The 14,018-nt window shown below is 66.5% G+C and carries 15 protein-coding genes; 5 read left to right on the plus strand and 10 right to left on the minus strand.

Annotation, left to right across the window (positions count from 1 at the left end; translation table 11 throughout):
* Positions 1-16: 16 nt before the first annotated feature.
* From IT472_RS09615 to IT472_RS09630, 4 genes are read right to left on the minus strand one after another with little or no spacing between them, the layout of a single operon-like run.
* A complete protein-coding gene (locus IT472_RS09615; RefSeq protein ID WP_297181263.1) occupies positions 17-736 on the minus strand; it encodes a type III pantothenate kinase in 720 nt (239 codons plus the stop codon).
* Positions 733-1,731 (minus strand): bifunctional biotin--[acetyl-CoA-carboxylase] ligase/biotin operon repressor BirA, encoded by a 999-nt coding sequence (birA, locus tag IT472_RS09620; protein WP_297181265.1) that lies wholly within the window; start codon positions 1,729-1,731, stop codon positions 733-735. The genes IT472_RS09615 and birA overlap by 4 nt, the downstream gene beginning before the upstream one ends.
* Entirely contained in the window at positions 1,728-2,408 is a 681-nt protein-coding gene (gene plsY / locus IT472_RS09625; protein WP_297181267.1) for a glycerol-3-phosphate 1-O-acyltransferase PlsY, read from the minus strand. Before plsY ends, birA begins: the two co-directional genes overlap by 4 nt.
* 24 nt (positions 2,409-2,432) lie before the next feature.
* On the minus strand, positions 2,433-4,256 hold the full coding sequence (locus IT472_RS09630; RefSeq protein WP_297181268.1) for a DegV family protein: 1,824 nt from the start codon (positions 4,254-4,256) through the stop codon (positions 2,433-2,435).
* A gap of 124 nt (positions 4,257-4,380) precedes the next feature.
* On the opposite strand from IT472_RS09630, the gene IT472_RS09635 reads away from it, so the two are divergent.
* Positions 4,381-4,689: a hypothetical protein gene (locus tag IT472_RS09635; protein WP_297181269.1), complete on the plus strand. Its 309-nt coding sequence runs from the start codon at positions 4,381-4,383 to the stop codon at positions 4,687-4,689.
* Between the two features lie 55 nt (positions 4,690-4,744).
* The gene (locus tag IT472_RS09640) at positions 4,745-5,473 is read left to right on the plus strand and encodes a M90 family metallopeptidase (protein WP_297181270.1); all 729 of its coding nucleotides are present in this window, start codon (positions 4,745-4,747) and stop codon (positions 5,471-5,473) included.
* A gap of 15 nt (positions 5,474-5,488) precedes the next feature.
* Here IT472_RS09640 and IT472_RS09645 read toward each other — a convergent pair whose 3' ends face one another.
* The 6 genes from IT472_RS09645 to dusA form a co-directional block, all read right to left on the minus strand.
* Positions 5,489-5,716, minus strand: a complete 228-nt coding sequence (locus tag IT472_RS09645) for a hypothetical protein (protein ID WP_297181272.1) — start codon at positions 5,714-5,716, stop codon at positions 5,489-5,491.
* 39 nt (positions 5,717-5,755) lie between these two features.
* Positions 5,756-7,123: an ATP-binding protein gene (locus IT472_RS09650; RefSeq protein ID WP_297181321.1), complete on the minus strand. Its 1,368-nt coding sequence runs from the start codon at positions 7,121-7,123 to the stop codon at positions 5,756-5,758.
* A 184-nt stretch (positions 7,124-7,307) separates the two neighbouring features.
* Positions 7,308-7,991, minus strand: a complete 684-nt coding sequence (locus tag IT472_RS09655; RefSeq protein WP_297181273.1) for a response regulator transcription factor — start codon at positions 7,989-7,991, stop codon at positions 7,308-7,310.
* A 38-nt stretch (positions 7,992-8,029) separates the two neighbouring features.
* Positions 8,030-8,422 carry a hypothetical protein gene (locus IT472_RS09660; protein WP_297181274.1) on the minus strand — a complete coding sequence of 131 codons (393 nt, stop codon included), beginning with the start codon at positions 8,420-8,422 and terminating at the stop codon, positions 8,030-8,032.
* A 127-nt stretch (positions 8,423-8,549) separates the two neighbouring features.
* Positions 8,550-9,461 (minus strand): arginine deiminase-related protein, encoded by a 912-nt coding sequence (locus IT472_RS09665; protein WP_297181276.1) that lies wholly within the window; start codon positions 9,459-9,461, stop codon positions 8,550-8,552.
* Positions 9,458-10,456 (minus strand): tRNA dihydrouridine(20/20a) synthase DusA, encoded by a 999-nt coding sequence (dusA, locus tag IT472_RS09670; protein WP_297181277.1) that lies wholly within the window; start codon positions 10,454-10,456, stop codon positions 9,458-9,460. Before dusA ends, IT472_RS09665 begins: the two co-directional genes overlap by 4 nt.
* Positions 10,457-10,617: 161 nt before the next feature.
* Between dusA and IT472_RS09675 the strand changes: the two genes are divergently transcribed.
* The 3 genes from IT472_RS09675 (at position 10,618) to acnD (ending at position 13,938) form a co-directional block, all read left to right on the plus strand.
* Entirely contained in the window at positions 10,618-10,956 is a 339-nt protein-coding gene (locus IT472_RS09675; protein ID WP_297181322.1) for a type II toxin-antitoxin system RelE/ParE family toxin, read from the plus strand.
* A 2-nt stretch (positions 10,957-10,958) separates the two neighbouring features.
* Complete coding sequence (locus IT472_RS09680) at positions 10,959-11,246, plus strand: helix-turn-helix transcriptional regulator (protein WP_297181278.1); 288 nt, start codon at positions 10,959-10,961, stop codon at positions 11,244-11,246.
* A 79-nt stretch (positions 11,247-11,325) separates the two neighbouring features.
* Positions 11,326-13,938, plus strand: coding sequence for a Fe/S-dependent 2-methylisocitrate dehydratase AcnD (gene acnD / locus IT472_RS09685; RefSeq protein WP_297181279.1), 2,613 nt, complete (start codon positions 11,326-11,328; stop codon positions 13,936-13,938).
* The last annotated feature ends 80 nt before the right edge of the window (positions 13,939-14,018 follow it).

Here is a 14,018-nt window from a genome sequence, read left to right on the forward strand (position 1 = left end):
GGAACGCCACGCACACTCAGGCCAAGCGCAACGCATGCCACCGTGCCAGCCCCGCCAGCACCGCATCCGGCACCCAACGATGGTCCGGCAGTCGATCGCGCAACACTGCCGCACCGCCACCGTGCAGAGACAGCACCGGTGCCACGCCGAAGCGCTGCGTCGCTTGGCGAAGGCTGATCTCGATCAAGGCCAAGGCCGCCCCTTCACACCCCGAAGCCAACGCGGGCGCGGTGTCGTCGGCGAACTCCACATAGCCGCCTCCGCTGGGCGGCAGATGTGGTGCGCGGGCATGCAGGCTTTCGCGCATCAACTGTGGCGATGGCGCGATCCGGCCGCCCAGGTGTTGGCCCTGTGCATCGACCAGGTCCAGGGTCAACGCCGTGCCCACGCCGACCACCAGCAGCGGCGTGTCTCCGCACAGGCCCAGCATGGCCAGAAAACGATCGACGCCCAGATGTGCTGGGATCGGATACGCGATTCGCAGCGGCCCGAGCCCGGCCTCGACGCGCACCCGGTGCAGGCGAGTGAAGCGTGATGCCAATGCTGCCACCAGCGCCGTCGTGCTTGGCTCGCTTGCCACGCTGGCAAGGCAGGCAACGTCACCCAGCGGCAAGGCGTCGAGCCAATGCCCCTGTTCGTCGAAGGGCACGGCGACGGCATCCCCGATCCCGCCATCCCCACGCAACGGCGCCCACTTCAGGCGTGTGTTGCCAAGGTCGAACAGCCAAGTCTTCATGCGCGCACGCTCACATCGCCGGCATGCACCCGGCATTCCTGCCCATCCATCCCGCTGACCCGCAGTGCGCCGTCTGTCGCAACACCCGAGGCGCGTGCATTCCAGTGTCGGCTGCCATCGCGAATTTCGACGGTGCGGCCGGCCAAGGCATCCAGTGCCGCGTAACGGGGAAGGAATGGCTCCAGCCCGTTGTCCTCGAAATCGTCCAGCGCGGGGAGCAGGGTTGGGAGCAGATGTCCCACCAAGGCGGAGCGTGACGGCGGCACCGCGATCATGCCGGCGAGGTCGATCCACGGCTGGTCGATCGCGGCCGCGAATGCCGGAGGCATCCGCACGTTCAAGCCCAGCCCGATCACCGCGCGGCAACTGCCGGCCGCCTCGCCACCGCCTTCGACCAACAGTCCGCCCAGCTTGCGCAGGCCATTGCCGTCGGCCACGACCAGATCGTTCGGCCACTTCAGCCGCACGCTCGTGAACCCTTGTGCATGCAAGGCCTCGCAGACCACCACGCCAACGGCCAGGCTCAGCCCGGCCAGCCGAGCCAGACCGCCATGGAAACTGCGCGCCAGCGACACAGACACGTGCGCAGCCAGCGGCGAAGCCCACGTGCGCCCACGCCGACCGCGTCCGCCGGTCTGGCATTCGGCCAGCAGCACCGAGCAGCCTTGCGACGGAACTGGCCGGCGCAGCAATTCGCTGTTGGTCGAATCAATCGACCAGGCGACCTCCAGCGTCATGCGCGCGCGCTGCGCAACAGGTGTCGCGGCAAGGATCGCACTGCCATCGAGCAGGTCCAATGGCTGCTGCAGCGAGTAACCACGATGGGCATCCGCATCGATCGCCACACCAGCATCGCGCAGGGCCTGGATGCGCTTCCACACGGCGGCACGGGTCAGGCCGGATTCCCTCGCCAAGGCCGCGCCACTGATCGCTCCCTGCGCCAAACGCTGGAGCAGTTCGCGCTCATCGCCGCCCGTGCGCGTGGACCCGCTCATGATCGCGCAAACCATCGGTGCAGCAGGCGCACGCGTTCGAAACGCAGCTCGTTGCCCTGCCACAAGCGCTGCAGATTGGCGCGGTGGGTGAAGGCGATGAACAGCGCAATCACGATGCAGTAACCGAGCACCGGAAGCCCGGCCCGCCACCACCCCGCCCATCCCGGCAGGCTGGCCGCTGCCAGTACCGTGGCGAGGCCGACGTAGCCGGTCGCGATCAACACCAGTAACCACAGGATCAACATCACGCCCACCGCCTGCGGCCACAGCACCAGCAGCGCACCCACCGCCGCGGCTGCGCCCTTGCCGCCACGGAAGCCATGCCAGACCGGCCAGACATGGCCGGCCATCACCGCCAGCAGCGCGGGCCAGGCCCATGCCGGCGCGAACCGCAGCGCCAGCCAGGCCGCGAATGCACCCTTGCCGAGATCGATCGCAACCACCCCGAGCGCGAACCGCGCGCCCTGGGTGCGGAAGGCATTGGTGCCGCCGGCATTGCCGCTGCCGAGCTTGCGCACATCGACGCCACGCAATCGGCCCAGCAACAGGCTGCCGGACATCGAGCCGAGCAGGTAGGCCAGCAGCACCATCAGCAGGCCGACGAGCACGGGTGGTGGCGATGCAAGCATGGGGAAGGAAACATCCAGCGACGATCTCGATGGCGGGATGATACGCATGCGGCCCGCCTTGCCGTATCGGCGTCAATCCGGTGCCGGCTGCAATCCCACCAGCAGGGTGCCCGGGCCGGCGTGGGCACCGATCGCAGGACCGATCTCGATGCAGTGTGCGTCCGTCAGCGTCAATCGCGCCTGCAGTGCTGCCAACAGGCGCGCACCATCGTCGGCCGCATCGGCATGGCCGATGATGGCGCGCCAGCGCAACCCCGGCGGCACCTGTCGGCTCACATAACGCGCGAGCGCCTCCGGCGCATGGGCACGGGCGAACAACCCGGTCGCCAAGCGCAGTTCACCCTTGGCATTGATGGCCGCCACCGGCGTGAGGCCCGTCCAACGCACCAGCGGCGCTGCCCAGCGCGGAATCCTCCCGCCACGCACGGCATGCTGGATGTCGCGTGCCATCGCGAACATGCGGGTGAGCGGGCGAAGGCGCTGGAGTTCTTGCTCGATCGTCGCAAGATCGGCCCCCGCGGCGGCAAGTTCACCGGCACGCCAAGCCAGCAAAGCCTGGCCGGCACTGACGTTGCCACTGTCGAAACAGTGCAGCGGCCGGGCCTGTCCGCGTGCGGCCGTTTCCGCCGACTGCAAGGTGCCCGACAGCGGCCGCGAAATCCCGATGTACACCGCCGCATGCTGGCAACCAAGCACATTCTCGAACACGCGCCTGAAATCCCCGGCGGGCGGCTGGCTGGTCGTCGGCAGCGCCGCGCTGGCCTGCATCCGACGATAGAACTCGCCAACGCCCAGCCCAAGGCGGTCGAGGTAATCGCGCCCGTCGAGGCTGACCCGTACCGGTACGACGTGGATACCATACTGTTCAGCGAGTGCGTCCGGCAGGTCGGATCCGCTGTCGGTGAGCACCGCCACCCGTTCCGGCGATTGCGCGCTGCGCAGTTGCAGCAGCATGTCGTCGGCCTTCATCGCCGCAACTTGGCCGAAGCTTGCCGCGGCATCGAAGATCCGCTGCGGCTGCCCGATATGCCCATGGACCCGCACCCGCTTCGCATTGCCGGCGATCACCAGCGAATCCGCACCGGCGGCTTCCAGTGCGGCGCGCAGCGCGGCGCGATCGATCGCGGCACCGGCAATCAGGCATTCGGTGCAATAGCGCCGCGCCGGGTCGACGTCCTCGTGGACATGCGCAGCCGGGCCGACGTCCTGCCCAAGTTGCAGCGCACCGCCGTGTTCACGCAGCGTTGCCAGGCCACCTTCGGCATAGTCGTCGATGCCCTCGAGCCAGAGCACGAACCCACGCGCACCGGCATCGACCACGCCGGCGCGCTGCAACACCGCCATCTGGCTCGGGGTGGCGGCCAGCGCCGCCCGCGCCCGTGCCAAGGCGCCCGCGAAGGCCACGCGCGGCGTGCTTCCACTGCGGCGTGCTGCGTCATCCAAGGCCGACGAGAACGCTTCGATCACGCTCAGGACCGTGCCTTCGACCGGATGCGCCAGCGCCGCGCGGGCGGCCTCGGCGCCACGTCGAACCGCAACCGCCATTCCGTCCACATCCAACACCTGCCGTTGCCGCAGCCGCTCGCCAAGGCCCACCAGGAACTGCGCCATGATCGCCCCGGAATTGCCACGCGCACCATCGATGGCGTCCTCGCCCACCTGCTCCAGCAATTCGCCCACTTGCCGGCTGCGGCGACTGAGCGCGCCGCCCAGCACGGCCCCGAGCGTCGCGGCCAGATTGTTGCCGGTGTCACCGTCGGGCACCGGAAACACATTGATGCGGTTCAGCTCATCGCTGGCGGCAATGACCCGACGTGCGCCGACGATCAAGGCACGCCGCAGGGCAGCGGCGGTGACGACGGGTGAGGCGGACTGAACCAGCGTGGTGGCGTGCATGTCGCCAGTCTGCGATGTGCTGGCCTCCGGTGCTTGCTGCGCCGCACCACGCCAGGGCTGGATTTGCAGGTATAGTGGCGTTTGGGTTCGTGTCCGTACCCTGCCCCCATCACCGGTGACCGCCATGCGCACGATCCCGACGCTTTCGCTGCTTTCCTGCCTGGCCCTGTTCGCCTGCTCTGGCACGGTTGCGGCGAAGGAAATCCGGCATGCCGCACCGGAAGCAGCCGTCGGTGCCGATGCCGGCAATGACACCGGCACCGAAAACGACCGTTCCTACGAAGGCGACATCGACGGCGCAGTGGCCGCCAGCAACGCGCAGCGCACAAGCAAGCCGGCGGTCAGGACCACGGTCAGCACGCCTCGCCCCAGCAACGATGGCCGCACCCTGCCGTCCCGCTTCCACAGTTTCCTGCCCGGCATGTTCCGCTGAAGGCGTGGTCTGGCCGTTTTCGCGCGGCAGGCGACCCGCTCCCACCCTCGATCCCTTGCAATTCCGGCACGCAGCCGCCGGGCTGCCGTGGCTGCGTGGATTGGATGGCGCACGCCTTGAGCGCCTGTCGCGGCTGACCGCACGCTTCCTTGCCGACAAGACGATCACGCCGGTCCAAGGCCTGCGCCTGAACGACGACCACCGCCTGCAGCTGGCGCTGCTGTGTTGCCTGCCCTTGCTGGAATTCGGGCCCGAAGGACTGCATGGATGGAAGGAACTGATCGTCTATCCCGACGCGTTCCGGGTCCGACGCAGCCATCTTGATGCCCACGGTGTGCTGCACGAAGAGGACGACGCGTTGATCGGCGAGGCTTGGTCCCACGGCCCGGTGATCCTGTCCTGGGCCGACGTGCGCGCCGACATCGCCAACCCCTTCGAAGGCTACTGCGTCGCGGTGCACGAGATCGCGCACAAGCTCGACGCGCTCGACGGCGCGATGGACGGCACGCCGCCGCTGCCGCGCCATTGGCAGCGACACTGGGCAGGAGATTTCCAGCAGGCCTACGACGATTTGTGCGCTGCGGTCGATGCCGGGCGTGATACCGCGATCGACGACTACGCCAGCGAGTCCCCGGAAGAATTTTTCGCGGTCTGCAGCGAATACCACTTCTCCGCGCCCTGGCTCCTGCGGGCTGCCTACCCGCAGGTCGCCGGGCATCTGGAAAGGTTCTACGGCGCGTCGCCCGCAGCCAGCGCGCACGGCCTGCCGCCAACCGGCGGCTGAATCACCCGCCGCGCATCAGCCGATCTCGCAAGGCGGGCGCGGCGGCCAGACGTGGGTTTCGAAATACGGGTTGGCCTCCATGCGTACCGGAAAATCCTGCCCGCAAAGCGCGCACCGGCAATACTGCATCTGGTTGTAGAAAGATGGGTCGAGCACCTCCGTCGCGACCACCTCCACGTTCGGAAAGCCCTGCGGCGACGGCCTGGGCGTCTTGAGGTAGCGGAACGGGCAGCCGTCTTTCATCGTCTGGAATGCGCCATCGAGAGCGGCCGAGACACCGGCTCAAGCTCCACCCGGCAGTTCGACCTCGAAACGTGCGCCACCGCGCTCGGCCGAGCGCGACACGTGCAATTGGCCACGGTAGGCACGGATGATGTCCTGCACGATGGCAAGGCCAATTCCGTGCCCCTGCACCCGCTCGTCGCCACGCACGCCGCGCTGGAGCACGCGGGCGATTTTTTCTTCGGCGATCCCCGGGCCATCGTCTTCCACCACGATCCGCAAGCCGGACCGGCGGCCCGCACTCGGCGCAACTTCGGTAACGGTCAGCAGCACCCGCGCGCGCGCCCACTTGAACGCGTTTTCCAGCAGGTTGCCCAGAAGCTCCTGGAGATCGCCCAGCTCGCCGTGGAAACGCGCTTCGGGCGCGATCTCGAACTCGCACAGCACACCGCGCGCCGCATAGACCTTTTCCAGCCCGACCACGATCTGTTCGGCATACGGCTCGATTTCGATCGGCGCCGCGTACAGGGCATGGCCCGATCGCGCAGCCCGCGCAAGCTGGTAGGACACCAGGTCGTTCATCCGGCGCACTTGCGCATCGACCTCCTCGCGCAGGCCAGCCTCGTCGCCATCGCTGTCCAGCCGCGTGCGCAGCACTGCCAGCGGCGTCTTCAGGCTGTGTGCAAGGTCGGCCATGGTGTTGCGCTGACGCTCCAGGCTTTCGCGCTCGCTCTGGATGAAAGCGTTGATGCTCTCGGTCAATGGCTCCAACTCGCGCGGATGCGCTTCGCTCATGCCAGCCGCCGTGCCTGCCTGGACACGCTTGAGCTCGTCGATCACGTCGCGCAGCGGGCGCAGGCTCCAGCGCAGGACCACGGTCTGCAGCAACAGCAGGACCGCACCCGCGCCGCCCAGGTAACCCCACAGCGCCGCTCGGAAGGTCGCCACCTGGCGTGCCAGGGTCGAGGCATCCTCGAGGATGTAGACGGTGTAGGGAATGTCCTCGCTGCCGTCCTCGCGACTCAGCGCCAGCCCATAGCCATAGCGATACACCATGCCCTGCCCACCGCTGATCCGCATCATCGGCAGCGGACCATCGAGTTCACGCACGCCGGCTGCAAGCATCGGCCCGCGCGGCAGGCGCGGCCCCTGCGCCGAATCCGATTCCCAGCGACTGGTTTCAAGCACGATCTGCGCATACAGGCCGCTGCCGGGGCGGCGAAATCGCGGATCAGGGGGATCCCACGGCGGGATCACGCTGCCATCGCGTGCGAAATCGCTGTTGGCATAGGCCAGGGCATAACTGTGCAGGCGCTCGCGCAGCCCACTGAGGGCAACGTTCTGGAATGCGTGGTCGAGGGCGAATCCGGCCAACGCCAAGAATGCGATCAGGCCAAGGCTGGCGGCCCACACCTGGCGCGAACGCAACGAGCGCGGCTGGGCGATCCGCAAGCGCCTCAGGCGCGTCTTCGGACGATCCCCCGATGCGGGCGGCGCGGGCGTCATGTCCGCTCCGCATCAAGGTGGCGTAGGCAACGAAAAGACATGGCTGCCGGGGCTTCAGGACGCGCCAACGCGCGACCTGCCCAGCGTAGCAGGCCAGCCGCCAGTCTCAATCGTCGCTGCGCGCGATCGCGAAACGGTAGCCACGACCGCGCACGGTCTCGATCGGCTTGAGCGTGCCGTCCGGATCGAGCTTCTTGCGCAGGCGGCCAATGAAGACTTCCAGCACGTTGGAATCGCGGTCGAAGTCCTGCTGGTAGATGTGCTCGGTGAGGTCAGCTTTCGAGACCAACTCACCGGCATGCATCATCAGGTATTCGAGCACCTTGTACTCGTAGCTGGTCAGGTCGACGTTCGATCCGTTCACGCTGACCGTCTGCGCGGCGAGATCCAGCAGCACCGGACCACACTTCAGGGTGGGCTTGCTCCAGCCCGCGGCGCGGCGAACCAGCGCGTTCAGGCGTGCCAGCAATTCCTCAACGTGGAACGGCTTGACCAGATAGTCATCGGCGCCCTGGCGCAGGCCTTCGACCTTGTCCTGCCAGCTCGAACGCGCGGTCAGGATCAGGATCGGGAATTTCTTGCCCTCGCTGCGCAATGCCTTGATCAGCTCAAGGCCACTCATCCGCGGCAAGCCCAGATCGATGATGCCGACGTCGAACGGCACCTCGCGACCCATGTACAGGCCTTCTTCGCCATCCTGTGCCGCATCGACCGCAAAGCCTTCGCGCTTCAATCGCGCGGCCAAGGTTTCGCGCAACGGCGCCTCGTCTTCAACCAGCAGGATGCGCATGTTTGCTCCCCAAGGGACGCGCCGGTGCGGGCGCGTGGTCAATCATCATTGTTGTGTTGCGGATTCGTCGGACGACGGTTCCGCCCATTGCGCGAATCCTGCATGAAGATCCGCACCCGTCCACTGTCATCGACCACCTTGACCCGGTGCATCTCCTGACCGTCGTACTGGACACGCTCGACTGAAATCACCTCGCCGCGGGTATCACGCTCGACCCGACGCACCGCGTCGGAGGCGCTGTCGCGACGTTCCTGCTGGCCGCCGCGAAAGTTGTCCCCGGTCGGTTCCTGCTGCCGCGCCCAATCGGGCGTCGGTGCCTGGCGCCCATGGCCACGCCCCTGCGGCGGCGCCTGTTGCGCCTGCACGGACGGCACCAGCCCCAGCAGGGCAGCAGCGGTCAGGCTCGACAGGGTGCGCAAATGACGGGGCATGGGCTGCGGGTTGAAGTGGTCATGAACGCCGCCATTCTTGGAAGCGCGGGGTGAATCCGCCCTGAAGTCTACTCCATGGCCTGACCGTCCATTCAGGTTGACGCGACGGTCTTCCGTGATTCCAGTCTCAAAAAATCTCGCCGATGCAGCAGCGCAGCGAACCGCCCGCAGCTTCGATCGCATCCAGTGCCACGCCCTCCACCCGCAGCCCTGCCTGCGCCAACACGTCGCGATGGGCAGGCGTCAGTGCGGCGGCGGCTTGGGCACTCATCCACACCGTGGCTTCCGACAGCGCGATGCAATTGCCGACGAAGGCGGCGTGCTCGGCTGCGCTGCACATCACCGCATGCGGCGCGTACAGCTCGGCGATCGCCTGTGCCGCAGCCGGATCGGCAAACCCGTTCGGGCACACCACCGCCGCGCGACCGGCCAACACCGCGAGCACGACATTGGTGTGGTACTCGCCCGGTGCCAGATCGAACAGCAAGGTGGCGCGCAGGCCGAACGCCTCATGCATCAGGTGCGCGCCGGCTTCATCGCAGCGCTCACTCAAGCCGCAGTAGCCCAGGCCGCGCGCGCGGTCGATCACCAATGCGCCGGTGAGTTCGCAGGCGTGCGCCTGGGTGGACAACTCCACCTCCGCGCGCCCCAACACATCACGGAAAAAGCCACGGATATCGTCGCGGATGGCCTCGCGCTGGCGCACTTCATGACGCATGCGGCCGACGATGTAGCGCCCCGGCGCGGTGCCAAACACATTGTTGGGAAACACCGCATCCGGCGTCTCCGGACTGCCGGCAAAACAGATGGCGGGCACCACCTGTGCGATGGCGCGCTGCAGGTCGCGGTGCTGCGCCGAGGCGCGGGTGGCATCGAAGGCCGCCGCATCGGCCATGTAGACATTGTCCTGCGCCGACTGCTCGGCCAGACGGAACCCGTCCGGTGCGACCAGAAATGCGGCACGCGCGGTGGCTGGGCCGAAGTCGGCCTGCGTGTTGCGGAACAGTTCGGAAAACGCGGCGAAGTCGCGAGTGATCATGAGGTAATTGGTTCCCGTTCGGTCAATGACAGGGCGTGCTCGACCAGCGACCAATCCGCACCGGGCTTGTGCGCACCTTCGCTGAGGATTTGCCGGAATGCGCGGCCGCCGGGCTGGCCTGAAAACAGGCCGAGCAGGTGGCGGGTGATGTGCTTGAGGAAGACGCCACGCGCAAGCTGCGCTTCGACATGGGGCCGAAACGCACCCAACAACGCAGCGCGGCTGCGCAATGGCCCACCGAACCACGCCACATCGAGTTGATGCAGCAGGTACGGCGTGTGGTAGGCGGCGCGCCCGAGCATCGCGCCATCGACGTGATCCAAATGCGCTGTGGCCTCGGCCGCATCGGCAATGCCGCCGTTGACGATGATCTGCAAGGCGGGCCGTTCGCGCTTGAGCTGATAGGCCCAGTCGTAGCGCAGCGGCGGCACCTCGCGGTTTTCCTTCGGCGACAAGCCTTTCAACCACGCATTGCGCGCATGCACCACGAACATCCGGCAGCCGGCATCGGCAATGGTGTCGATGAAGCGCAGGAAGTGCGTCCATTCGTGATCGTCGTCCACACCCAAACGGCACTTCACCGTCACCGGCACCGGACTTGCCTCGATCATCGCCGCCACGCTGTCGGCTACCAATGCCGGCTCGCGCATCAGGCAGGCACCGAAACGCCCGGCCTGCACGCGATCTGACGGGCAGCCGCAGTTGAGGTTGATCTCATCGAAGCCGTGCTCGGCCCCAAATCGCGCTGCCTGCGCCAGCAACGCCGGCTCGCTGCCACCCAATTGCAAGGCCACGGGGTGCTCGACCGGATCCAGCGCCAGCAGCCGCGCCCGGTCGCCGTGGATCACCGCATTGGCATGCACCATTTCGCTGTACAGACGCGCATGCGGTGCCAGCAACCGGTGGAACACCCGGCAATGCGTATCCGTCCAATCCATCATCGGCGCGACGGACAGGCGCAGTTGCTCGGCAGGGATGGCGGCGGAGGCGGGCATGGGAGGCGCATTGTACGAAGTCGCGGTGACACACCGAGCGTCGTTTTCCGATCTCACATGCGGGCAATGCCTGATTGCGCGGGTCGATCGCGAAGAGAACAGTGACCTCAGGCGCACCGCGCACAGGTGCGGCGTGGGTTCACTTGCATTTTCATATCCGTATGAATATATTTCCGTTCGTCAAGCCCATCGTGTTTCTTGGCGATTCGCTGCGAGCGCTGCGGGAGTTTCCGGATGACGCAAAGCAAGATGCCGGCTATCAGTTGGATCGCGTGCAACACGGACTGCAACCGGATGACTTCAAGCCCATGTCATCGATCGGCAAGGGCGTCGAGGAAATCCGGGTACGGGATGACGCCGGTGCCCACCGCGTCATCTACACCGCCCGATTGGCCGATGCGGTCTACGTGCTTCATGCCTTTCAGAAGAAGACGCAGGCCACATCGAAACACGATATTGACCTAGCGAAGCAACGCTTCGCGCTGCTGAGCAGGAAGTGACCATGAGCAAGAACAAGGCCGAACGGTTCACCAGCGTCTGGGATGCCCTTGCCGAGAACGCGGAAGAAGCGGCCAACCTCAAGCTGCGCGCCGAGCTGATGCGCAAGATCGCCGCGCTCGTCCAGAACAGCGGTTGGACGCAGGCCGCAGCTGCCGAGCACTGCGGAGTCAGCCAACCACGCATCAATGACCTGCTGCGTGGCCGCATCTCCCGATTCTCGCTTGACGCACTGGTGAACATCGCCGCATCGCTGGGCCAGCAGGTTCACGTCGTCTTGAGGGCCGCCTAACCCACTACACCACACACCATCGCCACGACGCCGGTTCGGTTGCGCGACAATGTGTGTTTCCACCGCCGCACGACCCGCCATGAACACCGCCTACCGCAAGCCCCTGCCCGGTTCCAATCTGGATTTTTTCGATGCGCGGGAAGCGGTTGAATCGCTCCAACCCGGCGCGTGGGCGGGCTTGCCCTACACCGCGCGGGTGCACGCCGAGAACATCGTGCGCTGCGCCGATCCGGGGATGCGCGATGCGTTCCTCGGTCAGTTGATCGAACGCAAGCGCGACCTGGATTTCCCGTGGTTCCCGGCGCGTGTGGTCTGCCACGACATCCTCGGCCAGACCGCACTGGTGGACTTGGCCGGCCTGCGTGAAGCCATCGCCGCGCAGGACGGTGACCCGGCGGAAGTGAACCCGGTGGTGCCGGTGCAGTTGATCGTCGACCACTCGCTGGCGGTGGAAGCGCCCGGCTTCGATGCGGATGCGTTCGCGAAAAATCGCGCGATTGAGGATCGCCGCAATGCCGACCGCTTCGATTTCATCGAGTGGTGCCGGCTGGCCTTCGACAATGTCGACGTGATCCCTGCCGGCAACGGGATCATGCATCAGATCAACCTGGAGAAGATGTCGCCGGTGATCTACACGCGGGACGGCGTGGCCTTCCCCGACACCTGCGTGGGCACCGATTCGCATACCCCGCATGTAGACGCGCTGGGCGTGATTGCCGTCGGCGTGGGCGGGCTGGAAGCCGAGAGCGTGATGCTGGGCAATCCTTCGTGGATGCGCCTGCCCGAGATTATCGCGGTCGAACTGTCCGGCAAGCCTGCGCCTGGCATCACTGCCACCGACGTGGTGCTGGCGCTGACCGAATTCCTGCGCCAGCAAAAAGTGGTGGGCGCGTATCTGGAATTCCGTGGCGAAGGCGCCGCGGCGCTCACGATTGGTGATCGCGCCACGATTTCCAACATGGCGCCGGAATACGGTGCGACCGCGGCGATGTTCGCCATCGACGGCAATACGCTGGATTACCTGCGCCTGACCGGCCGCGACGCTGCACAAGTAGCGCTGGTGGAAACCTATGCCAAGCACGCCGGCTTCTGGGCCGATGACCTGCGTGATGCTCAGTTCGAACGCACGCTGCATTTCGATCTCTCGACGGTCGTGCGCAACCTCGCCGGCCCCAGCAACCCGCATCGCCGCCTGCCGGCCAGCGCCTTGGCCGAACGCGGCATCGCCGATGAAATCAAGCTCGACGCCGCCCGCCGTGACGAAGCGCAAGGCCTGATCCCCGACGGCGCGGTGATCATCGCCGCCATTACTTCATGCACCAATACCAGCAACCCGCGTAACGTGATTGCCGCTGGCCTGTTGGCGCGCAATGCCAACGCACGCGGCCTCACCCGAAAGCCGTGGGTGAAAACCTCGCTCGCCCCCGGCTCCAAGGCGGTGCAGCTGTATCTGGAAGAGGCCAAGCTGCTGCCCGAACTCGAACAACTGGGTTTTGGCATCGTCGGCTTTGCCTGCACCACCTGCAACGGCATGAGCGGCGCGCTGGATCCGGTGATCCAGAAGGAAGTGATCGAGCGCGATCTGTACGTGACGGCGGTGCTGTCGGGCAACCGCAATTTCGATGGCCGCATCCATCCCTATGCCAAGCAGGCCTTCCTCGCCTCGCCGCCGCTGGTGATCGCCTATGCGATAGCCGGCACCGTGCGTTTCGATATCGAAAAAGACGTGCTCGGCCTCGACCACGACGGCCAGCCGGTGTACCTGAAAGACCTCTGGCCGACGGATGCCGAGATCGACGCGGTGGTGGCCGCCAGTGTGAAACCTGAGCAGTTCCGCAAGGTCTACGACCCGATGTTCGCGCCGCGCGCCAAGACCCAGGCCAAGCCTCTGTACGACTGGCGCCCGATGAGCACCTACATCCGCAACCCGCCGTATTGGGAAGGCGCATTGGCCGGTGCGCGCACGCTCACCCACCTGCGCCCGCTGGCGGTGCTGGGCGACAACATCACCACCGATCACCTGTCCCCGTCGAACGCGATTTTGCGCAGCAGCGCCGCCGGCGAATACCTCGCGACCATGGGCGTGCCGGAGGAAGACTTCAATTCCTACGCCACCCACCGCGGCGACCACCTCACCGCGCAGCGCGCCACCTTCGCCAATCCGAAATTGCTCAACGAAATGGTGCGCAACGACGACAGCAGCGTGAAACAAGGCTCGCTGGCCCGCGTCGAGCCGGAAGGCAGGGTGATGCGGATGTGGGAAGCGATCGAGACCTACATGCAGCGCAAGCAGCCGCTGATCATCATCGCCGGCGCCGACTACGGCCAAGGCTCCAGCCGCGACTGGGCCGCCAAGGGCGTGCGCTTGGCGGGAGTGGAAGCCATCGCCGCCGAAGGCTTCGAACGCATCCACCGCCAGAACCTGGTCGGCATGGGTGTGCTGCCGCTGCAATTCCAGCCCGGCACCACCCGCAAGACCCTGGCCATCGACGGCACGGAAACCTTCAGCGTGCGCGGCACGCCAACGCCGGGCGGCACCCTCACGCTGGTGGTGGAACGCAAGAATGGCGAACAGGTCGACGTGCCGGTCACCTGTCGCCTCGACAGTGATGATGACGTGACCACCTACACCGCCGGCGGCATCCTGCCGCGGTTCTCGCAGGAGTTTTTGGCGGCGGGGCAGGTGGCGTGAACAATGGCTCTGAACCTGTTGCTCCGATTGATCTCACCCACGTCGCAGCCGCTGCGACCACCATCCGGTACGCTTGTGGT

Source organism: Thermomonas sp., from assembly GCF_020850895.1.
Taxonomy (GTDB): Bacteria; Pseudomonadota; Gammaproteobacteria; order Xanthomonadales; family Xanthomonadaceae; genus Thermomonas.